Consider the following 24,202-nt stretch of genomic DNA (forward strand, 5'->3'; position numbering starts at 1 on the left):
TAAGAAATGAAGCAAGTAAAATAAGGGGGAAAAGAAAAAAGGAGTGTTGCATATTGATGAGGCGATATATATTGTTTATGTTCGCACTAATTTTCATATTATCTTCTTGCGCTCCTGTACATATGTCATCTGGGAAACTACAAAAAGTCGGCATGCTCGTTTCGGATACGATCAATGACCAAGTATGGGGAACGAAAGGATATAAAGGGCTACTTCGTGTACAGGCAAAGTTTGGAGTAGAAGTGTTTTATCGAGAAGGAGTCGATTCAAAAGCAGCTGCTCAAAAGGCGGTCGAAGACTTTAAACGAAAAGGTGTCAATCTCATTTTCGGGCACGGTCAAGAATACGGTGCTTATTTTGATGAGTTGGCTGAACAATATCCCGACATTCATTTTGTTTTTTTTAACGGAGAGGCGAAGAAAAAAAATGTGACGAGCTTAAACTTTGAAGGACATGCGATGGGCTTTTTTGGCGGCATGGTCGCCGGACATATGACGAAAACAAATAAAGTCGGCGTCATTGCTGCATTTGAATGGCAGCCAGAAGTAGACGGCTTTTTTGAAGGGGCGTCGTATGAAAAAAAAGACGTCCATGTCGACGTGGAGTATGTGCAAAGCTGGGATGATATTGATGCGGCACTAGCTATACTAGACCATATGATTCACGATGGTGTCGATGTTGTATATGCGGCTGGTGATACATTTAACGTCCCTGTTATTGAAAAAGTAAAAGAACACGGACTTTATGCGATTGGCTATGTGACGGACCAATCGGATTTAGGGGAGAGAACGGTATTAACGAGCACTGTTCAACATGTAGATGAACTGTATGAACTTGCCGTAGAAAAGTTTATAAAAGGCGAGCTCGCGTCAGGGACGACGTACGTTGATTTTCAAGATGGCGTCATCGAAATGGGGACGTTCAGCCCGGTCGTTGATGAACCGTTCCAACAAAAAATAAAGAAGGCGGTTGAACGATATAAACAAACAGGAAAATTGCCGAATGAGTAAAAGGGATGTCGAGCACATTCCTTATTTTTTTATTGCGCGAAATAAAAAAAGAAAGTAAAATTAGTACCAAGTAATAAAGTTTGATAATAAAAGGAGACGATATTTCCGTGAGTGCAGGAATTATTGGAATTGGACGGTATTTGCCAGAACGTATTGTGACGAATAAAGAGTTAGAACAACGAATGGATACGTCAGATGAATGGATTCGAACGCGAACAGGCATTGAAGAACGGCGCATCGCTTCCGATGACATGGATACGTCCGATATGGGATATATCGCAGCGAAGCGTGCCCTTGACGATGCAGGCATTTCTCCTGAACAAATTGACTTGATTTTAGTGGCGACTGTGACACCAGATCGCGCGTTTCCGTCTGTCGCATGTATGCTGCAAGAGAAGCTCGGAGCGGTGCATGCGGCGGCTCTTGACGTCAGCGCCGCATGCGCGGGATTTATGTATGCGATGGTGACGGCAAAACAATTTATTGAGACGAATACGTACAAATATGTACTCGTCGTTGGGGTGGAAAAGTTATCAAAAATTGTTGATTGGAATGACAGAAATACAGCTGTATTGTTTGGCGACGGCGCAGGAGCGGTCGTGATGGGCAAAGTGTCTGAAGGACGAGGCATCGTGTCGTTTGAGCTCGGAGCGGACGGCACAGGTGGAAAATATTTATACGAAGACGATTACGTCGTCATGAACGGACGGGAAGTATTTAAGTTTGCGGTGCGCCAAATGGGCGAATCATGCATTCGCGTATTAGAAAAAGCCGGATTGACGAAAGCGGACGTTGACTTTTTAATCCCACACCAAGCGAACATTCGCATTATGGAGGCGGCACGCGAACGATTAGAACTGCCGATTGAACGCATGTCGATTACAGTAAACAAATATGGCAATACGTCAGCTGCTTCGATTCCTATTTCGATCGTTGAAGAAGTGGAAGCAGGGCGCATTCAAGATGACGATTTAATCATTATGGTCGGATTTGGCGGCGGTTTGACGTGGGGCGCTATCGCGTTGCGCTGGGGGAAATAACGGTGTATGATGAAAAAAAAGGAGTGATGAGTGGTGAAAAAAAGACGAGTTGTTGTCACCGGATTAGGAGCGGTGACACCGTTAGGAAACGACGTTGAGACGACGTGGAAACATATCATTGCCGGACAATCTGGCATCGGTCCGCTCACACGGTTAAACGCGGACGATTTTCCTGCGAAAGTGGCAGCGGAAGTGAAAGATTTTGATGTCGAACAATTTATCGATAAAAAAGAAGCGCGCAAAATGGATCGATTTACGCAATATGCGGTTGCTGCTTCGATGATGGCAGTAAAAGATGCCGACTTACAAATTACAGAGGAAAACGCAGCGCGCGTCGGCGTATGGATTGGCTCAGGTATCGGCGGGATGGAAACGTATGAAGAGCAAATGAAGACGTTTTTAGAAAAAGGGTATCGTCGCGTCAGCCCGTTTTTTGTTCCGATGATGATTCCAGATATGGCGGCAGGGCAAGTGTCGATTATGCTTGGGGCAAAAGGAATAAACTCATGTACCGTCACCGCTTGTGCGACAGGAACGAACTCGATCGGTGATGCGTTTAAAGTCATTGAGCGCGGCGATGCGGATGTGATGATTACAGGCGGAACAGAAGCGCCGATTACACATATGGCGTTCGCCGGATTTAGCGCGGCGAAAGCGCTATCGTTTAACCCTGATCCGAAAACGGCGTGCCGTCCGTTCGATCAACATCGCGACGGATTTATTATGGGCGAAGGGGCTGGCGTTATCATTTTAGAAGAACTGGAACATGCGCTCGCACGCGGTGCGCGCATTTATGCTGAAATTGTCGGATACGGGGCAACAGGAGATGCGTATCATATTACGGCGCCAGCACCGGGCGGTGAAGGAGGCGTTCGTGCGATGCGTCAAGCGCTTCGTGATGCGAACATGGAGCCAGGAGATATCGACTACATTAATGCGCACGGAACGAGCACGGAATATAACGATAAATATGAGACGATGGCGATTAAAGAAGTATTTGGCGAACATGCGTATAAACTAGCGGTCAGCTCGACGAAATCGATGACAGGGCATTTGCTCGGGGCAGCAGGGGCTGTTGAAGCGATTTTCTCCGTGTTATCCATTTACGATGGCGTTATTCCGCCAACGATTAACTATGAAACACCAGATCCAGAATGCGATTTAGATTACGTACCAAACGTTGCCCGCAAACAAAATGTGCGCGCTGTATTAAGCAATTCGCTTGGCTTTGGTGGACATAATGCAACAATTATTTTTAAAGCGTACGAAGGATGAGGACACCCTCATCCTTTTTCACGTTTTCCTTTCGCTTGTCGTACAATGGCAATGACGAAAGGAGGAAAGATCATGGGGGTTGTAAATACGAAACATTGGTTTGAACGCGATTTATGGCGCGAAAAAATAAAAGAGGACGTGCAACGTCATTTATTTACGTACGGCATGGCTCGGCGCAATCAAGGCGAGATTATGAAACAGCTAGAACAAAAAAACGTTTGGGCATTTGTTGCGAAAAAGTTTGCGGAGCTAAAAAAAGAGTGGAACGGCCCAGATGTGCCAATTTATATTCTCCCTGCAGATGCAACGAATCGTACACTTCAACACGAGTTTGGCGGAAAATCAGGCGTCGCTTTTCGCGATCAGCTATTTTTATTTTTACTTCCTCATCTGTCCAACGAACATATTTATGCCCTCCTCATTCACGAATATCATCACGTTTGTCGTCTACACGTTGATCCGAAAGATGAACGAGAATATACGCTCATTGACCGCATCGTTATGGAAGGATTGGCAGAACATGCGGTATACGAACGGCTTGGGAGCGAATATGTCGCCAAATGGACGACATATTACACAGAAGAACAACTGAAGAAGTTTACGAAAAAATGGATCGTTCCGAACATGTCGCTTCGCCCTGATGATGCGCGCTATCGTGCCATTTTATACGGGTTATCATTTTATCCGCGCATGCTTGGCTATGCAGTTGGGTATGAAATTGTGAAGCGGGCGTCGACAAAAAAGAAGATGATTGAGCTATTTGCTATGCCGTCGGAAGAAATTTTTTTGTTGTAACGCATCGTTCGTCCTATTGTTCATACATATAGTAGTGGACAAGGGGGACTTATATATGCGTTTCTTTTTTTATTTGCTCGGGTTTGGCATGTCCGTCGTCGGTGGAACGACGATGATTGCATATTTAAACATTATCGCCTCACGTTCAGACTGGAAAGAATACGTTATATTTATTAGCACAAAAGTAGAATGTTATTTTCTTCCGATCGGGTTGTTCATTACGTGGTTAAGCATTTTTTTTCCTTCACATGATGATGGTTAAATTTAGGGTGAAATGGAATAAAATGAGCAACCTCTGACCATACTGTGAACAAATCGTTCGAAGTGAGGGGTTATGCATGTTATATCTTCACGATGTTTGGGTGAATTGGTTTGAAGGAGAAGAAAACGGATATAACGTTTGCCATTTTTACGAATGGAGAAAAGATGATGCGATTGAGTTGTTAGATCAAGTGCCCGTGTTAAAAGTGAGCACGCAACTGTTTCACTACTTGGAAAATAGTTTGTCTGAAATTCCGAAGGCGCTGCTTGAAGATGTGCATCAAAAAGCGTACGTACGTAAAAATCATGAGCGCATTCAGCTTGAATATTGTTTTATCGCTACAGATGGTTATGAAATTATTGCAATTGATACGATTGGCTATCATATTCCGATTCGCAAAAGCCGACTGATTCCGCGCCAAGAACAACTCGTGTACGACATGGTGAAAGAGCAAGATGTGCGTCTATATCCGTTTGAACAAAGTGAAAGAGAGTATCATATTTTATCGCCGCATCCGGCGCTTATGAGCGGATTGACACGGAAAGAGCGGCAATTGAAGCAGCTGTTATTTATGGCGCTCGACCAGCTGTATGGAATGAAAAATGCGGCAGAAGTGCGCTATTGGTATACGGAATGGGCGCCGAAGAAGTATGCGTATATTCAGCAAATGTCATTTGAAGAAGCGTGGAATGGCTTGTATGAAGAAGCGAAATACGGTTGGTCCGAACGACACGCTCATTTATGCGAGCGGCTCGTGAAAGGGCAACCGTTTTTCGAAAAACTATGGGAAATGGAACAAGAACCGAAAGTCAATTAAAAAAACTCAGCCCTACACGGAGCTGAGTTTTTTATTTTCTTTTTCTACCTAAGCCGATGGCGTTTTCCATTTTCTTTAACATTTTGCTTGCGACGCGATTTGCTTTTTCGGCACCTTCGTCTAAAATATCGTCTAATTTTGTGCTTTCCATGAGCTCATAATATTTTTCTTGAATTGGTGTTAAGGTGTTAATAATCGCTTCTGCGACATCTGCTTTAAACTCCCCATATCCTTTTCCAGCATAGCGCGCTTCTAGCTGTTCGATCGGTTCGTTCGCCAAAATGGAGTAAATCGTTAATAAGTTCGATACGCCCGGTTTATTTTCTTTATCGTAACGAATGACGCCTTCTGAGTCGGTAACAGCACTTTTTACTTTCTTCTCGATCGTTTTCGCATCATCAAGCAGCGTAATGTACGATTTTTGATTCGGATCGGATTTGCTCATTTTTTTCGTCGGATCGGTGAGCGACATAATGCGTGCTCCGATTTTCGGAATGCGCGCTTCTGGGATCGTGAAAATGTCGCCGTATCGTTTATTGAATCGCTCCGCTAAATCGCGTGTCAACTCAATATGTTGTTTTTGATCTTCACCAACAGGAACGATGTCTGTCGAGTAAAGTAAAATGTCCGCTGCCATAAGTGGTGGGTACGTTAACAATCCGGCGCTGACCGCTTCTTTTCCTGCTGATTTATCTTTAAATTGCGTCATGCGCTCCAATTCGCCGATGTAGGCGATGCATTGTAAAATCCAACCTGCTTGCGCATGCGCAGGAACTTCTGACTGGATAAATAACGTTGATTTGTTCGGATCAATGCCGACCGCTAAATAAAATGCAGCTAAACTGCGAATGTTTTTCCGAAGCGCCAGCCGATCTTGCGGGACGGTAATCGCATGTTGATCAACGATACAAAAGTAGCAGTTGTAGTCGTGTTGCAGTTCAACAAATTGTTTCATCGCCCCGATATAGTTGCCGAGCGTAATGACGCCGCTCGGCTGAATGCCAGAAAAAATCGTCTTCATCGAATCACTCCTTTTTTTATTTTTCCAAATAAAAAAGGTTCTATCATCTGTAGGGACGATAGAACCGTGGTGCCACCCTAGTTATTGTCATGTCGACAATCACTTTGCCCATGCTTTACGCATGGCGCCTTTGTAACGGAAGGCAACCGTCCAAACCTACTTTCGTTTCAGCTTGAATGCTCGAAAGCCCATTCCATATAACTAGCGGCTTGTTCGCACCGTCCACAAGCTCTCTGAACGCCTCGTTATATGTACTATTCTTTGTCATCGCATCGGTTTTTTAAAACATTATATGGTGTTCGTTTTTTTATGTCAATAGACGTATGACAAAATGAGCGTCATGAACGTTACGAGTAGCCCAGCGAAAAAAAAGGGAGCACCCCACTGCGTTTTTGTTTCATCATCATGTTCGTCTTGGGCATAATAACGCTCGACAGGTGAGCGAAACAACCGCTTAAAACTCGCGATCGTTACATCGAAAAATCCTCGTTCATAAATGAACCGTAAGCCACCGATGATGATGAGCGGTTGAGCGAGGAGAAACGAAACGTTAATAAAAGTAAGCCATCTATGTGCAGAAAAAAGTGCAACTGTTAGCGCAATAAAAAAGACGAGAACGCTTGTCACAACTAGTTTTTTCACAACTTATCCACCTTTCGTGCTTAATCGCTGTGAAGTATTATACTAAAAAAAGTGTAAATTTTCTATTTACAAATGAGAATAAAACGAATAAAATAGTCCTCAAGTTGATTTTATCATACTTGTAAAAAAGCCTTACATTCGTTTAAGATGTTAGAAAATTTAAAAAAAGTTTTTGAAAAATCTTTTCAAGTATACTAATTCATTATATAATATCCTCGTGTTTCAAATCTTCTGATAAATCAGAAGATGGAAATAAAATCTAAAAAAATAAAAAAATGAGGGGGAAACTCGCATGAAGAAAAAGTTATCCATCTTTTTCGCTCTTCTTCTTGTTGCTTCCATGGTGCTAGCAGCATGTGGCGGCAACAACGCGGAAGAACCGAAACCTTCAGATGAAGGAAAACAAGAAACACCAGCAAAAGAGCAAGTATTGAACTTGTTAGAAAGTTCGGAAATTCCTTCACTAGACACTACGTTAGCAACTGATTCCGTATCATTCCGCGTCATGAACAACGTATTTGAAGGGTTATATCGTTTAGACCAAAACAACGAGCCAACGCCAGGAATGGCTGAAAGCTATGAAGTAAGCGAAGATGGAAAAGTGTACACATTCAAACTTCGCGATGCGAAATGGTCAAATGGCGAGCCTGTAACAGCAAACGATTTCGTATTTGCATGGAGAAAAGCGCTTGATCCAAATACAGGTGCTGAGTATGCATACATTATGTACGACATTAAAAACGCTGAAGAAGTAAACACAGGAAAAGTGCCTGTTGACCAATTAGGCGTAAAAGCAATTGACGAAAAAACGTTACAAGTTGAATTGAAAAACCCAATTCCTTATTTCTTAAGCTTATTAGCGTTCCCTACATTCTATCCACAAAATGAAAAGTATGTGAAAGAGCAAGGGGACAAATACGGTCTTGAAGCAAACACAACAATTTACAACGGTCCGTTCGTATTAAGCGAGTGGAAACATGAGCAAAGCTTCCAATTAAAGAAAAACGAGCAATATTGGGATGCACAAACTGTAAAACTTGAAACAATTAACTTCAACATCGTAAAAGATGTAGCGACAGGTGTAAACTTGTATGAAACAAACAAAGCTGACCGCGTCGGTTTAAGCGCAGAGTTTGTTGACAAATATAGCAGCGACAAAAACTTTAAAACAAAAACTGAACCAGTGTTATTCTACATTCGTATGAACCAAAAGAATGAAGTGTTGAAAAACGTAAATGCTCGCAAAGCGATTGCGATGGGCTTCGATAAAGAAGCGATGGTTGCGACGATTTTAAATAACGGTTCTAAAGCAGCGAACTACCTCGTTCCAGAAGGATTCGTTAAAGGTCCGAACGGAAAAGACTTCCGTGAAGAAAATGGCGATTTATTAACGTTTAATGCAGAAGAAGCGAAAAAATATTGGGAACAAGCGAAAAAAGAGCTTGGCAAAGACAAAGTTACGCTTGAATTGTTAAACTACGACAGTGAAAGTGCGAAGAAAATCGGTGAATTTTTGAAAGAGCAACTTGAGACAAACTTACCAGGTTTAACAATTAACATTAAACAACAACCATTTAAACAAAAGCTTGATCTTGAAAGCAAAATGCAATATGAGCTTTCATTTACAGGTTGGGGTCCAGACTATAAAGACGCAATGACATTCATCGATTTGTTTGTCACAAACGGTGCTCATAACCAAACAGGTTGGTCAAATGCGGAGTATGACAAACTTGTAAAAGATGCGAAAACAACGCTTCTTTCTGACTTGCAAGCTCGTTGGGATGCGATGGTAAAAGCTGAGAAAATCTTGTTAGACGAGGCAGTTATCGCGCCAATGTACCAACGTGGTTCAGCGTACTTAGAGCGTGAATACGTGAAAGGTATCGTTGATCATCCATTCGGTCCAGACAATAGCTATAAGTGGGCTTATATCGAGTAATCGAAAAAGAAAGGAGAGTATATGTGCGAAAGCATATACTCTCCTTTTGCCTGCTAATCAGTAAAATTTCAAAAAGTTTTTAATTTTTAAGGAGGTGTGCGATATGGCACGATATACGTTGCAACGTCTTATTTATATGATTATTACGCTATTTATCATTGCAACAGCCACGTTCTTTTTAATGAAGCTTCTCCCAGGCTCCCCCCTCCAAAATCAAGAGAAGCTATCACCAGAACAACAAAAAATCATTTTAGAAAAGTATGGTCTAAATGATCCAGTTCCTGTGCAATACGTTCGTTATTTAGGCAATTTAGTAAAAGGTGATTTAGGAGTTTCCTTCCAATATGATAACCGCCCAGTCACACAGCTTATTGGTGATCGCATTGGGCCATCGGCACAACTCGGTTTTCAAGCGCTCGTATTCGGGACAATTGTTGGTATTTTGCTCGGTGTGATCGCTGCTGTTCGTCATAATACAGCGGTTGACTATGGAGCAACGGTGTTAGCTGTTTTAGGTATTTCCATTCCATCATTTGTATTCGGTGGATTGTTGCAATATTACATCGGTGTAAAATTAAAATTACTTCCTGTTGCGTTTTGGGATGGTTTTGAGTACACGATCATGCCAACGCTAGCGTTATCCGTATTCGTTATCGCGAGCATCGCGCGCTTTATGCGTACAGAAATGTTAGAAGTGCTCGGTTCGGACTATATTTTAACAGCGCGTGCAAAAGGAATTAGCGGCTTTGGCGTCATTTTTAAACACGGATTGCGAAATGCAATGATTCCGATTATTACAATTCTTGGTCCGATGGCTGTTAACTTAATGACAGGAACACTTGTCATTGAGCAAATTTTTGCTGTCCCTGGTTTAGGGGAACAGTTCGTTCGTTCCATTAACTTAAATGACTATCCGGTCATTATGGGAACGACTATTTTCTATAGTGCGTTATTTATTTTTGTTATTTTTATTGTGGACGTGCTTTACGGCTTAATTGATCCGCGAATTCGTTTGGCGGGAGGGAAAAAATAATGACAGAAAAGCAACTATCTCCTGAGTTGTTTGAGCTAGCGACAGAGCGTCAAGGTGATATGGAAAAAATTAATCGTCCAAGCTTAACGTTTTTACAAGACGCTTGGCTTCGATTAAGAAAAAATAAAGGTGCTGTTTTCGGACTAATCATGATTATTGTCATTACGTTGATGGCTATTTTTGCACCGATCATGAGCGATCGTACGTACAAACAACAAAATTTAAGTCATGCGAAATTACCACCGCGTATCCCGGTGTTAGAACATATTGATTGGCTTCCGTTTAACGGAAAAGATATGAACGGCATTAACGTATATGAAAAGCGTGGTATAAAAGAGTACTATTGGTTTGGAACCGATGACCTCGGTCGCGATTTATGGACACGTACGTGGTATGGTGCCCGTATTTCGTTATATATCGGGGTGTTAGCTGCAACCATTGACTTGTTAATTGGAATTATTTACGGTGGTATTTCCGGTTTTTACGGTGGGCGCGTCGACAATGTGATGCAGCGTATTATTGAAGTATTAGTCGGTATCCCGAACTTAATTGTCGTTATTTTATTTATTCTCGTATTTGAGCCGGGAATTATTTCAATAACGATGGCGATGGTTATTACAGGTTGGGTGACGATGGCGCGTATTGTGCGCGGACAAATTTTAAAGTTAAAAAATATGGAATACGTATTAGCGGCACGTACGCTCGGAGCGTCAGATGCACGCATTATCGGCAAACATTTGCTTCCGAACGTCGTTGGTCCAATTATTATTACGACGATGTTTACAATTCCGAGCGCCATTTTCACAGAAGCGTTTTTAAGCTTTATTGGACTTGGTATTCGTCCACCAGAAGCATCGCTCGGTTCACTTGTTAACGACGGTTATAAGTCAATTCAAACATATCCACACTTAATGATGATTCCAGCGTTTGTTATTAGCTTGCTCATTTTAAGCTTTAACTTATTAGCAGACGGATTGCGCGATGCGCTTGATCCAAAAATGCGTAAATAGAGGAGGTGGAACAATGGAAAAAGTGCTCGAAGTAAAAGATTTGCACATTTCGTTTGATGTGTACGGTGGAGAAGTACAAGCTGTACGAGGTGTATCGTTTGATTTGTACAAAGGAGAGACGTTGGCGATTGTTGGGGAGTCCGGATCAGGAAAATCGGTGACATCAAAAGCGCTCATGCGCCTTCTTCCAATGCCGCCAGCAAAAATTAAGCAAGGACAAATTTTATTAGAAGGTCGCGATTTGACGAAACTATCGGAAAAAGAAATGCAACGTGTGCGCGGTGCGGAAATCTCGATGATTTTCCAAGATCCGATGACCGCGTTAAATCCGACGATGACGATCGGAAAACAAATTACAGAAGTATTGTTAAAACATCAACAAATGACAAAAGCGGAGGCGAAAGCGCGCGCCATTGAATTGCTTGATCTTGTCGGCATTAAAGAGCCAGCGCTTCGCTTTAAACAATATCCGCATCAATTATCAGGCGGTATGCGCCAACGTGTCGTTATTGCAATTGCGCTTGCATGCAATCCGAAAGTGCTCATTGCCGATGAGCCAACGACAGCGCTGGACGTGACGATTCAAGCGCAAATTTTAGAACTCATTAAAGACATTCAAAAAAAGACAGGCGCATCGATTATATTCATTACACATGATTTAGGTGTAGTTGCTAACGTGGCGGATCGTGTGGCGGTCATGTATGCAGGAAAAATTGTTGAAAAAGGAACGGTCGATGAAATTTTCTACAATCCGAAACATCCGTATACGTGGGGGCTACTTGCGTCGATGCCAAGCTTAGAGCACGGAGATGAAGAATTGTACTCCATTCCAGGAACGCCACCAGACTTATTAAATCCGCCAAAAGGCGATGCGTTCGCGCCTCGTAATGCGTACGCGTTAAAAATTGACTATGAAATGGAGCCGCCAATGTTCCAAGTATCAGACACGCACTATGCAGCGACGTGGTTGCTTCACCCGAACGCACCGAAAGTTGAACCTCCGAAAGTCGTTCGTGAGCGAATGAAAAAGTTCGAATCATTAACGAAGGATCGAGGAGGGAAATGACGATGAACAAACTTGTCGAAGTGAAAAACTTAAAACAATATTTTAAAGTCGGCAAAGGTCAAGTTGTAAAGGCTGTTGACGATGTGACGTTCGATATTTATAAAGGTGAAACGCTCGGTCTCGTAGGGGAATCAGGATGTGGAAAGTCAACGACAGGCCGTACAATTATCGGGCTATATGAAGCAACAGGCGGCGAAGTGTTGTTTAACGGGAAAAGTGTGCATCGGAAAAAGTCAGCGAAAGAAGCGAAAGAGTTAAAGCGAAAAATGCAAATGATTTTCCAAGACCCGTATGCGTCATTAAACCCGCGTATGACGGTTGCGGACATTATTGCGGAAGGAATCGATATTCACGGATTGGCGAAGTCGAAAGAAGAGCGCATGAATCGCGTATATGAATTGCTTGAGACGGTCGGTTTAAACCGCGACCATGCGAACCGTTATCCGCATGAGTTTTCCGGCGGTCAGCGCCAACGAATCGGCATTGCGCGCGCGCTCGCTGTTGAGCCGGAGTTTATTATCGCGGACGAGCCAATCTCGGCGTTAGACGTATCGATTCAAGCGCAAGTCGTCAACTTAATGAAAAAGCTGCAGCGTGAAAAAGGGTTAACGTATTTATTTATCGCGCACGACTTGTCGATGGTGAAATACATTAGCGATCGCATCGGTGTTATGTATTTCGGAAAAATGGTTGAGCTTGCCGATGCAGAAGAACTGTATCGCAATCCGATTCATCCGTATACAAAATCGCTCCTTTCTGCGATTCCACATCCAGATCCAGAAACAGAGCGGACACGAAAACGGATTATTTACGACCCGACACAACATAACTATAAAGAAGGCGAAGATGTGCGCATGCGCGAAATTACGCCAGGCCATTTCGTTTACTGCTCTGAAGCAGAGTACGAAACATATAAGGCGATGTACAGCTAATCTCTCGGCTTTCGAGAGATTAGCTTTTTTCGTTTGATGCACTAAAGTATTATACAATATTTCGATTTATTCGACTATTTCGTTTTTAAAAAAAGCTCCGAGATTATCTCGAAGCTTTTTTGCCGCCGACCATTTTCCATCCTGTTTGCACATGTTCGCTCATCGCTGTATGTAGCCGCTTTTTTCGTCCGCCAAATACGTTTTCCCCGATGCTGTTTAAAATGACGCCCATGAGCGCAGTTATTCCAATCACTAAAATAGCGACAATCGTAAAGTCAATAAAAAATTGCGCCATTGTCACTTCCCCCTTTGTTTGCCATCTGTACTTTTATTGTAGAGAAAATTGCAAATGAACGCAACGAAAAATGAAACCATTTTTATCGGACAACCGTATAATATGTTGGGTAAAATTGAAAAAAGGTGTATCTTTCTAAACTTTTTTGTTATATAATGTACGTTGTAGAGTTTTTTAAATTTATTTTAAAATAAGATGTGTTTTAATACAGAAGCTAGCAAAGCAACCCATGTTTAAGGGAGTGATTGATATATGGTGATCGTGTATTCATCGCCGAGTTGTACGTCTTGCCGAAAAGCAAAAGCGTGGTTAGAAGAGCATAACATTCCGTATAAAGAGCGCAATATTTTCGCTGAACCGTTAACAATTGAAGAAATTAAAGGCATTTTGCGCATGACCGAAAACGGGACAGACGAAATTATTTCGACGAGATCAAAAATTTTTCAAAAGCTAAATATTCAAGTCGATTCATTGCCGCTACAAGATTTATATGAAATTATTCGCCAACATCCAGGGCTTTTGCGCCGTCCGATTATCATGGACGAGAAGCGCCTGCAAGTTGGTTACAACGAAGATGAAATTCGCCGCTTTTTACCGAGAAAAGTGCGGACGTATCAATTGCGTCAGGCACAACAGCTCGTCAACAGTAAAGGCTTAGCATAAACGCTAAGCCTTTTTACAATAGCGGCGAAAGGAGGCGAGCAGTCGACTCGGCGAGCCGCATCCAAAGCGGTCGGCATTTGAATTGATTGATATCAATTTTTGATGAATGCTCGAAGTCGTTTATAAAATCATCGACTAACGTTTGCACGCTCGGTGTTTGATATAAAAACGCATTCACTTCAAAGTTCAAATGGAAGCTGCGCATATCCATATTCGCTGTGCCGATCGACGCGAGTTCGCCGTCAACAACGATAATTTTGCTGTGCATAAATCCTTTTTCGTATTCATAAATGGTCGCTCCCGCTTCTAGCAGTTCAGGGAAATACGAGCGAGAAGCGTAAAAAACGATTTTTTTATCAGGGCGCTTCGGAACAAGAAGCCGCACATCAATTCCGCTTAATGCCGCTACTTTTAACGCCGTCAAAATATCTTCATCTGGAATGAAGTATGGGGAGGCGATCCAAATGGAGCGCTGTGCTGATGTAATCATCGCAAAAAATAAATGTTTCAGCACTTCCCATTTCGTATCTGGTCCGCCTGCTACAAGTTGAACGCCACCAAGATGATGACCATGCACTGTAGGCGCATGTAAATAGTTCATCGTCAACAACGATTGCCCAGTCATGTAATACCAATCTTGCAAGAAGATGAGCTGCAACGTGCGAACCGCTTCTCCGTAAACGAGTAAATGCGTATCGCGCCAAAACCCGAAATATTCGTTTTTTCCTAAATATTCGTCCCCGATATTTAAGCCGCCGACAAAGCCGACTTTTCCATCAATGACGATAATTTTTCGATGGTTGCGGAAGTTAATTTTATTGTTTAAAAACGGCAAGCGCACAGGGGAGAAAGGGATGATATCGACGCCAGCTTCACGCATCTCCTGTATGTACGTTTTCGATAGCTGCCAGCTTCCGACCGCATCATATAAAAAGCGGACGTGTACCCCTTTTTTCGCCTTGTTCATTAATATTTGTTTTAAGCGCTGACCGATGTCGTCATCGCGGACAATATAATATTCAAGATGAATATGATGTTCTGCTTTTTCCAATTCGGCAAAAATAGCGGCAAACGTTTCTTCTCCGTTCGTTAAGACGCGCGTTTGCGTAGCGGTTGAAATCGTCTCTTTCGTCAGCCGTTTCGCAAGCTGCAACAACGGCTGTTGGTGAGGCTTCATATATAGCTTTCGGTCGTGATGTCGATTCGTTTCCATTTTGCGAAACGTTTGTTCATCGAGCAACGCTTTTTTTCGAAATAGCCGCTTTTTCCGATAGTTTTGACCGAACAACAAATAAAAAATGAAGCCGATGAGAGGAAAGCTGCCAAATACAACGAGCCATGTGAGCGTCTTCGACGGATGACGGTTTTCTAAAAAGATGACAAACGAAATGAAAATGACCGACAAGGTGACGAATAAGCTGAACGTTCCGAGCAGCCAGCCTTCCCAATGATCTTTTGTCACAGCTAATATCCCGATGAAAGCAAGCAAAAAGATTGCAACTTTTAAGGCGTTTCTCATTTGTCATTCACCTAACCCTTGCGAAAAAAAGCCGATTTCAATTGATTGAAATCGGCGTATTAGTTTGGAAAATGTTTAGCGATAATCGTTAGCGCCTGTTCGGCAATAATCGTTTTTCCGTATTCTTCGAGACGATGAATCGTCATTTGGGAATCTTGCCCGTATTCAAGCAATATGCTTAGCATATTATCAATGTCGTGGTCATGATCATCTTCCGTAAATTCGACGTATAAATAATATTTGTTTTCTAGCGCGAATAGCCGGTTGTTTAACGTTGAAAAATCGCGACGATGCGCTAACGAGATGACGTCCTCGATCGTTTTAAAGCGAATGACGAACTGAAGTGGATTTTCGGGCGCTGTCGATGCGGCTTTAATCATGTTAAAATGTTGGTCTAATATTTGCTCGATTTTTTCATCGACAGGCAAGTCTTTAAACCGTTCATCGAGAATAGGCAATTCGAGCTTTGTTCCGTCTTTTGAAATTTGCGCTTTCGTAACAAATACTTCTATCCCTTTTTCCACTGCATGCACTTGAATCCAAAGCGGACCTTCTAAATAAAGTTCCACTTCTTGATGAATTTCATCCATCATCTCCCAAAATAATTCTTCGCTTCGCTCGCGATTAAACCAAATTTCTTCGCGATCAAATCCGCGCTCTTCAATGTCGCCATATGATATATATAGCTTTAACGTATATTCATTGATGCGTTCGATTTCCATATTCTTCAACTCCCTTCTACAATGATCCAATCAGGAAGGGAATGTATCCCCGAGCGTTCGCCCATCCTCCTACATCTTGTACTTCTATTGTATGACAAAATGCGAAAGAAGGGAAATAAAAAACGCCTAATTCAATAAATTTAGTTGTTCCCCTATTTTTGTTTTCTTTGCAGGAGAAAAGGAACATTTGGTGAAAAAAATGTAGGAGAAAGGGGAGATCACATGTTTATTGCGTTATTCGAAAATGGAGAAGTATGTTCGCTATTGGACGGCTGGACGGTCGAGCAGCTCCAACGATGGCGTGAGACGAAGTCGTTTATTTGTCCCGTTTGTTTTGGGCGCGTGCAATTGAAAATTGGAAAAAAACGAATGCCGCATTTTGCCCACGAAACGAGATGCGTCATTGAAACGGAGCGGGAAACTACTGCACATTTACAAGGAAAACAACAGCTGTACGAATGGGTGAAAGGCGGACCGTTGAAAGCGGAAGTAGAAAAATATTTGCCGCATATTCAACAGCGTCCAGATGTGTTTGTATCGTATAAGGAAAAGATGTATGCGCTCGAATATCAATGTTCACTCATCCCGATGTCGTTATTTATGAAACGAACGAAAGCGTATATGTGTGCAAACATCGTTCCGGTTTGGATTCTTCACCGATCCTACCTTCAGCGCCGCGGTTTGCTGTTTCAGTTATCTTCTTTTTCATGGCTTTTTTTCAATGACAATGGGACGATCACGTTTTATTGCCCGATCCGTAAACAATTTTCATTTCTTCATCATCTCATTCCGCTATCAGCAACGCTCGCATACGGCCAATGGACGACCGTTCCGCTTCATGCGATGTCATTTACTTTCCTTCACATGACGCCCCAACCACAAGCTGACACGCTTTTTTACGTTTGGAACATGAAAAAGAAGCAATGGCGGCTATCTCCTCTATATTACCGAACGAACCGTACATTTTGCCACATCGTGTACAATGCCCATATGATGCCGTCGTTGTTTCCACACGAGGCGGGCATTCCGCTTCGCCATTCGTATTGGTTTGAAACCCCTCCGTTTATTTGGCAGACGTATATGTTAATGGAGATGATGGCCGTTCCACTTCATGTGACGTTTTCGTTTCATCAATTATATGAACAATTGCAACGTTTCATTCGTCAAAATATCGTTCGCGTTCGCCAACTGCCGCTCGTGACAACAAGTCATTATTCCTATGCGCTCATGGACTATTTGCATGCGCTCGTGTCGCTCCGCTTTTTAAAAAAAGTTGGAAAAAGCTCGTTTCAACGCATTCGCTCATGGTCGCTGCCAAGCACGATCGAAGAAGCGATGAAGGGAGATGAAGACGTGTTGCGACGAATTGTAAGCAAAAAAGAGGATTTTTTTATAAAACGAGAATAATATATAAGTAAACATTTTTAAGGCAAGAGGTGAGAAATATGGCAAAAACATTGCCGACACGCAAAGACGTTCCCGTACAGTATACGTGGCGTTTAGAAGATATTTTCGCAACAGATGAACAGTGGGAAGAGGAGTTTCAAGCGATTGCAGCGCTTCTTCCGAAATTTTCGGAATATAAAGGTAGGCTTGGAGAGAGCGCGCAAACGTTATATGAAGCGTTACAATATCGCGACCATGTGTTCATGCGACTAGGAAAATTATATGCGTACGCACATATGCGCCATGATGAAGATACGGCCAATTCGTTTTATCAAGCGTTTGAAACGAGAGCGGAAAGTTTGTATGCTGAAGCAGGCAATGTGATGGCGTTTATCGTGCCGGAAATTTTAGCGTTAGATGAAGACGTGTTGCGCACGTTTTTACAACAATATGAACCGCTCCGGTTGTATGAACATGAGTTAGATGAAATGAATCGTCAACGTCCGCACGTGTTATCGGAAAAAGAGGAGGCGTTGCTTGCGCAAGCAGCGGATGTCATGAACGCGTCGAGCAATACGTTTGGGGCGCTAAACAATGCCGATTTGCGTTTTCCGACGATTCAAGATGAGAACGGGGAAGAAGTGGAAGTTACGCACGGTCGTTACATTCGTTTTCTTGAAAGCGAAGATCGCCGCGTCCGTCACGATGCGTTTAAAGCGGTATACGATACATATCGTAAATATGAAAATACGTTCGCTAGCACGTTAAACGGGGCGGTGAAGCGCAACAACTTTTTTGCGCGCGTTCGCAACTATCGTTCAGCGCGCGAGGCGGCATTAAGTAAAAACCAAATTCCTGAAACGGTGTACGATAACTTAATTGAAACGATTCACCGATATTTGCCGCTTTTACATCGTTATGTTCATTTGCGCAAGCGCGTCCTCGGATTAGATGAGTTACATATGTACGATTTATATACGCCGCTTGTGAAACAAGTCGATATGAAAGTGACGTATGAAGAAGCGAAAGAGTTATTATTAAAAGGGCTCGCTCCGCTTGGCGAACAATATATTGCGATCGTGAAAGAAGGATTTGACAATCGTTGGGTCGATGTGCATGAAACGCGCGGCAAACGAAGTGGCGCATACTCGTCTGGTTCGTACGGCACGAATCCGTACATTTTAATGAACTGGCAAGATAATGTCAATAACTTATTTACGCTTGCGCACGAGTTTGGCCATTCGGTGCATAGCTATTATACGCGCAAATATCAACCGTATCCGTACGGAAACTATTCGATTTTCGTAGCGGAAGTGGCGTCAACGTGCAATGAGGCGCTATTGAACGACTATTTATTAAAAACGATCGATGATGAGAAAAAACGGTTGTATTTATTAAATCATTATTTAGAGACGTTCCGCGGCACCGTCTTCCGCCAGACGATGTTTGCGGAGTTTGAACATATGATTCACCAAATGGTACAAAACGGTGAGGCCTTGACAGCGCAAGTGTTGACGGAAAAATATTACGAGCTAAACAAAACGTACTTTGGAGATGGTGTCGTCATCGACGAAGAAATCGGATTAGAATGGGCGCGCATTCCGCATTTTTATTACAATTATTACGTGTACCAATATGCGACAGGTTTTAGCGCGGCAACAGCGTTAAGTAAACAAATTTTAGAAGAAGGCGAGCGAGCAGTTGGGCGATATATTGAATTTTTAAAAGCTGGAAGCTCGGACTATCCGATTGAAGTGTTGAAAAAAGCGGGAGTCGACATGACGTCTCCACATCCAATTGAACAAGCTTGCCACGTGTTTGAACAAAAACTGCAAGAACTTGAACAGCTATTATAAAAGCTATCTAAATACGTCAAAACAAAAACCGAAAGAATGTTGTACATACAGCGTTCTTTCGGTTTTTACGTTTCGTCTTTTTCAATGAAATCCGCGAAAGCGGTGGCGGTTGTTAAGATACGTAAAAAACGAAAGGAGAGAAAGAAATAAAAACGGAGTTGAGATGAGCAGCGGAAATAAGCGCATTAATGCAAAAAAATGAATGATCCATGCGACGATGATCCAGACGATATGCAACGCGAACATGCTGATCCCCCCTTACTTATTCATAATAAGCAAGCGCGAAAATAATTATGACAAATGTGTGAACAAATAAACAAAACACTTGTCAAGACATAAAAGAGTTTGTTAATATATAAACGTGAAGTGAATCACAATCAAACAAACTTATACCCCTTTGTTTGACCGTGAGAAATTTCTCCCATCCCCTTTGTTGTCTTTATGACAAAGAAAAAGGACCCGGCATTTAGCCGAGTCCTTTTTCTTTGTCAACCCACTTCCAAAACGGGCCGACTTTTTCTACTTTTCGTTTCAGGCGCAACTTTTTTAACTCGCATTCTGCTTTACCATGCGGCATGTTGTACACCATCGCAATGTCATCCGTTGTGACGAATTGGGCATGATGCAAAAACTGTTCCATCGGTGGAAGCGGAGACGGTTGAGGATGAAATCCGAGCATTTCATGGATTAAATCGACGTATACATCGTACGGATAACAGCCTGAAATTTTAATGCCTTCCTCTTCAATGTTTTCATTAAAAAAGACGAGCGTTGGAACTTCGCGAACGTCCATTTCCGCACTAATTTTTAAATCGCATTGAAACGCCTTGACCGCACTCGGTGAAGATAAGTCTTTTATAAATTCTTGTACGTCTAAGCCGGCGTCAATCGCGCATTGAATGAGCGTACCTGTGTTTGTGATCGTTTTCCCTTGAAGAAATACAATTTCTTGCAGTTGTCGTAAAAAGCGAATGCTCGCTTGCCTTCCTTGCAGTTCTGCTGCCTTGACGGCAAGCGAGGCGACGTATGGAATCGGCAATGGTGATTGCAGGGAAATGCGATCGTCACAGGCGATGCCGATGCGCGTCGCATGCCGGTCAATTCGTTTATAATTCGCGCCGTTCAGTCTATCTAGCTGTCCTGTTAATACGTGGCGCAACGTAAAATATTGCCCGTATTCGATCCACAGTTTTTTCAACACAGGTTCAAGCGCCCAACAGTCCGGGCAAAGAGGATCGACAAATAAGTAAATTTCTAATTGTTTTTGCTTTGTCGTTCCTTTTTGCGTAGCGACTACTTTTTCATTCACCGTCATGCTCCTTTCGCTCGTCTTCTGGCGTATTAATCATATGTTGGGCAGTTAAAATAAGCCGTTGATACAATTCATCTCGCACCGGCCCTTGCAAGCCGACCGCGTCCATCGCTTCGTGCATGCAAGCAAGCCACGCTTTTGCGCGCGTTGGCGTAATCGGAAATGGCAAGTGGCGAGCGCGCAACATCGGATGTCCGTGTTCAGCTGTATAAAGCGGAGGCCCGCCTAAATATTGCGTTAAAAATTGTTTTTGTTTTCGCGCTGTTTCTGTTAAGTCTGTCGGGAAAATAGGCGCTAAGTCGGGATGTTTCGCCACTCGTTCGTAAAAGGCATCAACGAGTTTTGAGACAACTTGTTCGCCTCCAAGCGCTTCGTAAGGGGATTGAAACATATCGAAAACTCCTTTGCCGAAATATATCAATATTGTAACAACGACTTTCTTTCATCTCAAACGATGCGACTTGCGGAGTAATATGTTTGCATGACTTTTTTGACGTAGCTCATCGTTTCACGAAAAGGCGGAATGCCGCCGTACTTATCGACGTTGCCCGACCCTGCGTTATATGCTGCAAGGGCAAGCGCAACGTTGCCGTCATAACGGTCAAGAAGTTGGCGTATATATTTCGTGCCCCCTTCAATGTTTTGCTGCGGGTCAAACGCATCAGTTACGCCTAACATGCGTGCCGTGCTCGGCATTAACTGCATGAGCCCCATCGCACCAGCCCGGCTTTTTGCTTGTGGATGAAAGTTTGATTCATGGCGAATGATCGCATAAACGAGATTCGGATCGACATCGTATTTTGTTGCCGCCTCGTCAATCCATTGATGAATCGCCTGTTTTTGAAGCGGCTTTTCTTCGTATGTCGGCGCTTTCGTTTCAGCGCTTGTCATCATTGGAAGTGATGGACGTATCGTTTCTGTTTCTCCGTCTGTTTCGGTTGTTAACAACTCGCGAAAAAGATCGTGAAACGATGTCGTTGGCGCTTCTTTTTTTCCTTGTAAATGTTGCAACGCTTGTAGCTCTAAAAGCAATTTAATTTGTTGCACGTTCATGACGATCGCTCCGTTTCGTATTTTGCTTCGTAAAATCGTTCAATTTTATTTTTCGTTTGCCGCTTTGGAATATGAAACGACTGTAATAGCTCCATAAATGTGTTTTCGCCTTGTACGCGATCATTTGCTTCATATTCGATTTCATAGTCAGACACGTTCATATATTCACTGTAATCGAACACGAGCGTGCCGGTTTTGTACGCCCGTTCGACGCGGTGAGTAGTGAGTGCGCCAAAGCAAACGACAGCTGCCGGGTCAATGTGAAGCGATTGTAGCGTGCGCGCCATATCGCCCGCAAGCGGTTGCTCTCCTGCAATAAGCGACGTCGCCATTTGTGCGGTGAGAGGCTCGTGCGTCTCTAATAACCCGTCTTCATGTGGTTGTTTTAATGTTAATGTATATGTCCCATTTTTAAAACGAATGCGTAATGCGCTTTTTTGTTGTTTTAATTGAAAGTCGGGCGTATCAAAATAATAATTTTGTTGCACGCTCCATTCTTCATCGCGCACGCAAAATGCGTTCGTTAAGCGGGAAAATTCTTCAGCCGTCAACACGTTTTTAAATTCAATTTCTAATTCCCGTTTCATCTTTCTTTTTGCTCCCTTGCGTCATGTCTATCTTTTATTATCGACATATATGCGAAAAAGTGCAACTAGTGAACATCGTTAGGCGAAATGTGGTAAAATAAAGGCGGACATCATAGATGATGGAGGAAAGGAAATGAAAATATATGTACATGCAGCAGAAAGACAAGAACGCGGTTGGATGATGATGTGCGATGCGTCGCTTCAAAGTCTTCAGCCGAGACAGCATATGCTTGTTGATTCAGACGAATGTGCGTTCATATACATATTAGAAGCAGAAGATGCGTTCGTTTATGTCGTCATGCCAAAAAATGTTTGGGGGGCGCTGAAAGAGGTGCTCGCGACAAAAGAGCCCGTATTTCTTGCCGGGAGCGATACGACGATCGCATTAGATGGAATTCATGAAGAAATGGCATATTTAATTGAAAACATTAAAGGAAATGCAAACTACGGCGACGAAATGGAACAGGCGGTAACGGCATTTTTCGCATAAGTAGGTGGTTGAATGGAGAAACATTGGGAGTTTTTTTTAGCACCGTATAAACAGGCGGTGGAAGAGCTGAAAGTAAAGCTAAAAGGGATGCGCGCCCAATTTGAAATGCAAGGTGTTCATTCCCCGATCGAGTTTGTGACAGGAAGAGTGAAACCGATCGCTAGCATTTTAGATAAAGCGCAAAAGAAAAATATTCCACTCGATCAACTTGAACAACAAATGCAAGATATTGCTGGTTTGCGCATGATGTGTCAATTTGTCGATGACATTAAGACGGTCGTTCAATTGCTTCGGCAGCGAAACGATTTTACGATCGTTGAAGAGCGCGATTACATTACGCAAAAAAAAGAGAGCGGGTATCGTTCGTACCATGTCGTCATTCGTTATCCGGTGCAAATGATTTACGGAGAAAAAAACATTTTAGTGGAAATTCAAATTCGAACGCTTGCGATGAATTTTTGGGCGACGATCGAACATTCTTTAAACTATAAGTATAGCGGGAATTTCCCAGAAGACATTAAACTGCGCTTACAGCGCGCAGCGGAAGCGGCGTATTTGCTTGATGAAGAAATGTCAAAAATTCGCTTTGAAATTCAAGAAGCGCAAGCGGTGTTTTCGCGCAAACAAGAGTTAAAAGAGAGCGAGGAGTGAAGGCGCGTGAAATTTGCGGTCATATCGAAAGGGGACGCGATATCAAACGAATGTATGCATAAAATTCGTACATATTTAACGGATTTTCGCTTAACGTATGACGAAGATCAGCCGGATATTGTCATCTCAGTTGGGGGGGATGGGACGCTTTTGTATGCGTTTCATCGTTATCGAAGCCGGCTCGAACAGACGGCGTTTGTCGGCGTGCATACAGGGCATTTAGGGTTTTATGCCGACTGGGTGCCCGCCGAAATAGAAAAGCTCGTTATCGCTATCGCCAAAACGCCGTATCAAGTGATCGAATATCCGCTTCTTGAAGTGACGATTCGCTACGTCGGTGGTGGGCGTGAAGTTAAATATTTAGCGCTCAATGAATGTACTGTAAAAAGTGTAAGCGGGACGCTCGTGATGGATGTCGAAATTCGCGGCGATTTATTTGAAACGTTTCGCGGGGATGGGCTATGCATTTCTACTCCTTCAGGAAGCACCGCATACAATAAGGCGCTCGGCGGTGCGATTTTACATCCATCGTTAGAGGCTATTCAAGTCGCGGAAATGGCGTCGATTAACAATCGCGTCTTCCGCACGATCGGCTCGCCGCTCGTTTTGCCGAAGCATCATACGTGCATGTTAAAGCCGGTCAACAACGTCGATTTTCAAATTACGATCGACCATTTATCGTTATTGCATAAAGATGTAAAATCGATTCAATGCCGGGTCGCTGATGAAAAAATTCGCTTTGCGCGCTTCCGTCCGTTTCCATTTTGGAAGCGTGTGCGCGAATCATTTATATGATTGGGCGTAAAACCCCTATGTCTTTAGGCTA

27 protein-coding genes and 1 other annotated feature are annotated in these 24,202 nt (G+C 43.0%); of the genes, 17 read left to right on the forward strand and 10 right to left on the reverse strand.

The features are described 5' to 3' along the window. Positions 1 to 56 precede the first annotated feature (56 nt). From BM213_RS05075 to BM213_RS05100, 6 genes are all read left to right on the forward strand, one after another. Entirely contained in the window at positions 57 to 1,010 is a 954-nt protein-coding gene (locus BM213_RS05075; protein ID WP_091701636.1) for a BMP family ABC transporter substrate-binding protein, read from the forward strand. Between the two features lie 107 nt (positions 1,011 to 1,117). Continuing rightward, positions 1,118 to 2,050, forward strand: coding sequence for a beta-ketoacyl-ACP synthase III (locus tag BM213_RS05080; RefSeq protein ID WP_091701638.1), 933 nt, complete (start codon positions 1,118 to 1,120; stop codon positions 2,048 to 2,050). 33 nt (positions 2,051 to 2,083) lie between these two features. Beyond that, the gene (gene fabF / locus BM213_RS05085; RefSeq protein ID WP_091701641.1) at positions 2,084 to 3,325 is read left to right on the forward strand and encodes a beta-ketoacyl-ACP synthase II; all 1,242 of its coding nucleotides are present in this window, start codon (positions 2,084 to 2,086) and stop codon (positions 3,323 to 3,325) included. 72 nt (positions 3,326 to 3,397) lie between these two features. After that, positions 3,398 to 4,120 carry a DUF2268 domain-containing putative Zn-dependent protease gene (locus BM213_RS05090; protein ID WP_091701644.1) on the forward strand — a complete coding sequence of 241 codons (723 nt, stop codon included), beginning with the start codon at positions 3,398 to 3,400 and terminating at the stop codon, positions 4,118 to 4,120. Positions 4,121 to 4,175: 55 nt separating this feature from the next. Then, entirely contained in the window at positions 4,176 to 4,382 is a 207-nt protein-coding gene (locus BM213_RS05095) for a YuzI family membrane protein (RefSeq protein WP_003395399.1), read from the forward strand. A 76-nt stretch (positions 4,383 to 4,458) separates the two neighbouring features. Continuing rightward, the gene (locus BM213_RS05100) at positions 4,459 to 5,199 is read left to right on the forward strand and encodes a YjbA family protein (RefSeq protein WP_091701647.1); all 741 of its coding nucleotides are present in this window, start codon (positions 4,459 to 4,461) and stop codon (positions 5,197 to 5,199) included. Between the two features lie 31 nt (positions 5,200 to 5,230). Here the strand turns inward: BM213_RS05100 and trpS are convergent, their stop codons facing one another. Then, positions 5,231 to 6,220: a tryptophan--tRNA ligase gene (trpS, locus tag BM213_RS05105; RefSeq protein ID WP_091701649.1), complete on the reverse strand. Its 990-nt coding sequence runs from the start codon at positions 6,218 to 6,220 to the stop codon at positions 5,231 to 5,233. Positions 6,221 to 6,268: 48 nt separating this feature from the next. Next, positions 6,269 to 6,497 (reverse strand) — a binding site (T-box leader). A 35-nt stretch (positions 6,498 to 6,532) separates the two neighbouring features. Further along, positions 6,533 to 6,862: a DUF3899 domain-containing protein gene (locus BM213_RS05110; RefSeq protein WP_091701652.1), complete on the reverse strand. Its 330-nt coding sequence runs from the start codon at positions 6,860 to 6,862 to the stop codon at positions 6,533 to 6,535. A 292-nt stretch (positions 6,863 to 7,154) separates the two neighbouring features. Here BM213_RS05110 and BM213_RS05115 point away from each other — a divergent pair, with 292 nt between their 5' ends. The 5 genes from BM213_RS05115 to BM213_RS05135 all read left to right on the forward strand — a co-directional run bounded on the left by BM213_RS05115 (position 7,155) and on the right by BM213_RS05135 (position 12,842). After that, on the forward strand, positions 7,155 to 8,801 hold the full coding sequence (locus tag BM213_RS05115; RefSeq protein WP_091701654.1) for a peptide ABC transporter substrate-binding protein: 1,647 nt from the start codon (positions 7,155 to 7,157) through the stop codon (positions 8,799 to 8,801). 103 nt (positions 8,802 to 8,904) lie between these two features. Further along, entirely contained in the window at positions 8,905 to 9,834 is a 930-nt protein-coding gene (gene opp3b, locus BM213_RS05120) for an oligopeptide ABC transporter permease (RefSeq protein WP_003395390.1), read from the forward strand. Further along, positions 9,834 to 10,844 carry an oligopeptide ABC transporter permease gene (opp3C, locus tag BM213_RS05125; protein ID WP_091701657.1) on the forward strand — a complete coding sequence of 337 codons (1,011 nt, stop codon included), beginning with the start codon at positions 9,834 to 9,836 and terminating at the stop codon, positions 10,842 to 10,844. The genes opp3b and opp3C overlap by 1 nt, the downstream gene beginning before the upstream one ends. Positions 10,845 to 10,857: 13 nt before the next feature. Continuing rightward, on the forward strand, positions 10,858 to 11,910 hold the full coding sequence (locus tag BM213_RS05130) for an ABC transporter ATP-binding protein (RefSeq protein ID WP_091701659.1): 1,053 nt from the start codon (positions 10,858 to 10,860) through the stop codon (positions 11,908 to 11,910). Continuing rightward, complete coding sequence (locus BM213_RS05135) at positions 11,907 to 12,842, forward strand: ABC transporter ATP-binding protein (RefSeq protein ID WP_091701662.1); 936 nt, start codon at positions 11,907 to 11,909, stop codon at positions 12,840 to 12,842. The genes BM213_RS05130 and BM213_RS05135 overlap by 4 nt, the downstream gene beginning before the upstream one ends. Positions 12,843 to 12,945: 103 nt before the next feature. On the opposite strand, the gene BM213_RS05140 is transcribed toward BM213_RS05135, so the two are convergent. Beyond that, a complete protein-coding gene (locus tag BM213_RS05140) occupies positions 12,946 to 13,137 on the reverse strand; it encodes a hypothetical protein (RefSeq protein WP_091701667.1) in 192 nt (63 codons plus the stop codon). A 252-nt stretch (positions 13,138 to 13,389) separates the two neighbouring features. Between BM213_RS05140 and spxA the strand changes: the two genes are divergently transcribed. Beyond that, complete coding sequence (spxA, locus tag BM213_RS05145) at positions 13,390 to 13,800, forward strand: transcriptional regulator SpxA (protein WP_003395380.1); 411 nt, start codon at positions 13,390 to 13,392, stop codon at positions 13,798 to 13,800. A gap of 13 nt (positions 13,801 to 13,813) precedes the next feature. Here spxA and cls read toward each other — a convergent pair whose 3' ends face one another. Next, positions 13,814 to 15,319 (reverse strand): cardiolipin synthase, encoded by a 1,506-nt coding sequence (cls, locus tag BM213_RS05150; protein ID WP_091701669.1) that lies wholly within the window; start codon positions 15,317 to 15,319, stop codon positions 13,814 to 13,816. Between the two features lie 59 nt (positions 15,320 to 15,378). After that, positions 15,379 to 16,041 carry an adaptor protein MecA gene (mecA, locus tag BM213_RS05155; RefSeq protein ID WP_091701672.1) on the reverse strand — a complete coding sequence of 221 codons (663 nt, stop codon included), beginning with the start codon at positions 16,039 to 16,041 and terminating at the stop codon, positions 15,379 to 15,381. 222 nt (positions 16,042 to 16,263) lie between these two features. On the opposite strand from mecA, the gene BM213_RS05160 reads away from it, so the two are divergent. Both BM213_RS05160 and pepF read left to right on the forward strand, forming a co-directional pair. After that, a complete protein-coding gene (locus BM213_RS05160) occupies positions 16,264 to 17,448 on the forward strand; it encodes a competence protein CoiA (RefSeq protein ID WP_091701675.1) in 1,185 nt (394 codons plus the stop codon). A gap of 38 nt (positions 17,449 to 17,486) precedes the next feature. After that, positions 17,487 to 19,283 (forward strand): oligoendopeptidase F, encoded by a 1,797-nt coding sequence (gene pepF, locus BM213_RS05165; protein ID WP_091701677.1) that lies wholly within the window; start codon positions 17,487 to 17,489, stop codon positions 19,281 to 19,283. An 81-nt stretch (positions 19,284 to 19,364) separates the two neighbouring features. Here pepF and BM213_RS14645 read toward each other — a convergent pair whose 3' ends face one another. The 5 genes from BM213_RS14645 to BM213_RS05185 all read right to left on the reverse strand — a co-directional run bounded on the left by BM213_RS14645 (position 19,365) and on the right by BM213_RS05185 (position 22,235). Then, complete coding sequence (locus tag BM213_RS14645) at positions 19,365 to 19,529, reverse strand: hypothetical protein (RefSeq protein WP_167357374.1); 165 nt, start codon at positions 19,527 to 19,529, stop codon at positions 19,365 to 19,367. A 220-nt stretch (positions 19,530 to 19,749) separates the two neighbouring features. After that, positions 19,750 to 20,598 carry a ClpXP adapter SpxH family protein gene (locus BM213_RS05170; RefSeq protein WP_091701680.1) on the reverse strand — a complete coding sequence of 283 codons (849 nt, stop codon included), beginning with the start codon at positions 20,596 to 20,598 and terminating at the stop codon, positions 19,750 to 19,752. Then, a complete protein-coding gene (locus BM213_RS05175) occupies positions 20,585 to 20,986 on the reverse strand; it encodes a globin domain-containing protein (protein ID WP_091701682.1) in 402 nt (133 codons plus the stop codon). Before BM213_RS05175 ends, BM213_RS05170 begins: the two co-directional genes overlap by 14 nt. A gap of 56 nt (positions 20,987 to 21,042) precedes the next feature. Further along, positions 21,043 to 21,648 carry a lytic transglycosylase domain-containing protein gene (locus tag BM213_RS05180; protein WP_091701685.1) on the reverse strand — a complete coding sequence of 202 codons (606 nt, stop codon included), beginning with the start codon at positions 21,646 to 21,648 and terminating at the stop codon, positions 21,043 to 21,045. Further along, positions 21,645 to 22,235: a CYTH domain-containing protein gene (locus BM213_RS05185; protein ID WP_091701688.1), complete on the reverse strand. Its 591-nt coding sequence runs from the start codon at positions 22,233 to 22,235 to the stop codon at positions 21,645 to 21,647. The genes BM213_RS05180 and BM213_RS05185 overlap by 4 nt, the downstream gene beginning before the upstream one ends. A gap of 133 nt (positions 22,236 to 22,368) precedes the next feature. Between BM213_RS05185 and BM213_RS05190 the strand changes: the two genes are divergently transcribed. The 3 genes from BM213_RS05190 to BM213_RS05200 are packed head-to-tail and all read left to right on the forward strand — an operon-like array spanning position 22,369 to position 24,171. Next, entirely contained in the window at positions 22,369 to 22,725 is a 357-nt protein-coding gene (locus BM213_RS05190) for a UPF0738 family protein (protein WP_091701690.1), read from the forward strand. A gap of 12 nt (positions 22,726 to 22,737) precedes the next feature. Next, complete coding sequence (gene yjbM / locus BM213_RS05195; protein WP_091701693.1) at positions 22,738 to 23,376, forward strand: GTP diphosphokinase; 639 nt, start codon at positions 22,738 to 22,740, stop codon at positions 23,374 to 23,376. A gap of 6 nt (positions 23,377 to 23,382) precedes the next feature. Beyond that, positions 23,383 to 24,171: an NAD kinase gene (locus BM213_RS05200; RefSeq protein WP_091701695.1), complete on the forward strand. Its 789-nt coding sequence runs from the start codon at positions 23,383 to 23,385 to the stop codon at positions 24,169 to 24,171. Positions 24,172 to 24,202 lie beyond the last annotated feature (31 nt).

This window comes from Anoxybacillus pushchinoensis, assembly GCF_900111795.1.
Lineage (GTDB): Bacteria > Bacillota > Bacilli > Bacillales > Anoxybacillaceae > Anoxybacillus > Anoxybacillus pushchinoensis.

Bases quoted from the DNA above. Each gene is read 5' to 3' on its own strand.
- BM213_RS05075 (WP_091701636.1), top strand. From the start codon at position 57: ATGAGGCGATATATATTGTTTATGTTCGCACTAATTTTCATATTATCT.
- BM213_RS05090 (WP_091701644.1), top strand. From the start codon at position 3,398: ATGGGGGTTGTAAATACGAAACATTGGTTTGAACGCGATTTATGGCGC.
- BM213_RS05095 (WP_003395399.1), top strand. From the start codon at position 4,176: ATGCGTTTCTTTTTTTATTTGCTCGGGTTTGGCATGTCCGTCGTCGGT.
- BM213_RS05100 (WP_091701647.1), top strand. From the start codon at position 4,459: ATGTTATATCTTCACGATGTTTGGGTGAATTGGTTTGAAGGAGAAGAA.
- trpS (WP_091701649.1), bottom strand. From the start codon at position 6,220: ATGAAGACGATTTTTTCTGGCATTCAGCCGAGCGGCGTCATTACGCTC.
- BM213_RS05115 (WP_091701654.1), top strand. From the start codon at position 7,155: ATGAAGAAAAAGTTATCCATCTTTTTCGCTCTTCTTCTTGTTGCTTCC.
- opp3b (WP_003395390.1), top strand. From the start codon at position 8,905: ATGGCACGATATACGTTGCAACGTCTTATTTATATGATTATTACGCTA.
- opp3C (WP_091701657.1), top strand. From the start codon at position 9,834: ATGACAGAAAAGCAACTATCTCCTGAGTTGTTTGAGCTAGCGACAGAG.
- BM213_RS05130 (WP_091701659.1), top strand. From the start codon at position 10,858: ATGGAAAAAGTGCTCGAAGTAAAAGATTTGCACATTTCGTTTGATGTG.
- BM213_RS05135 (WP_091701662.1), top strand. From the start codon at position 11,907: ATGACGATGAACAAACTTGTCGAAGTGAAAAACTTAAAACAATATTTT.
- BM213_RS05140 (WP_091701667.1), bottom strand. From the start codon at position 13,137: ATGGCGCAATTTTTTATTGACTTTACGATTGTCGCTATTTTAGTGATT.
- spxA (WP_003395380.1), top strand. From the start codon at position 13,390: ATGGTGATCGTGTATTCATCGCCGAGTTGTACGTCTTGCCGAAAAGCA.
- cls (WP_091701669.1), bottom strand. From the start codon at position 15,319: ATGAGAAACGCCTTAAAAGTTGCAATCTTTTTGCTTGCTTTCATCGGG.
- mecA (WP_091701672.1), bottom strand. From the start codon at position 16,041: ATGGAAATCGAACGCATCAATGAATATACGTTAAAGCTATATATATCA.
- BM213_RS05160 (WP_091701675.1), top strand. From the start codon at position 16,264: ATGTTTATTGCGTTATTCGAAAATGGAGAAGTATGTTCGCTATTGGAC.
- pepF (WP_091701677.1), top strand. From the start codon at position 17,487: ATGGCAAAAACATTGCCGACACGCAAAGACGTTCCCGTACAGTATACG.
- BM213_RS14645 (WP_167357374.1), bottom strand. From the start codon at position 19,529: ATGTTCGCGTTGCATATCGTCTGGATCATCGTCGCATGGATCATTCAT.
- BM213_RS05170 (WP_091701680.1), bottom strand. From the start codon at position 20,598: ATGACGGTGAATGAAAAAGTAGTCGCTACGCAAAAAGGAACGACAAAG.
- BM213_RS05175 (WP_091701682.1), bottom strand. From the start codon at position 20,986: ATGTTTCAATCCCCTTACGAAGCGCTTGGAGGCGAACAAGTTGTCTCA.
- BM213_RS05180 (WP_091701685.1), bottom strand. From the start codon at position 21,648: ATGAACGTGCAACAAATTAAATTGCTTTTAGAGCTACAAGCGTTGCAA.
- BM213_RS05185 (WP_091701688.1), bottom strand. From the start codon at position 22,235: ATGAAACGGGAATTAGAAATTGAATTTAAAAACGTGTTGACGGCTGAA.
- BM213_RS05190 (WP_091701690.1), top strand. From the start codon at position 22,369: ATGAAAATATATGTACATGCAGCAGAAAGACAAGAACGCGGTTGGATG.
- yjbM (WP_091701693.1), top strand. From the start codon at position 22,738: ATGGAGAAACATTGGGAGTTTTTTTTAGCACCGTATAAACAGGCGGTG.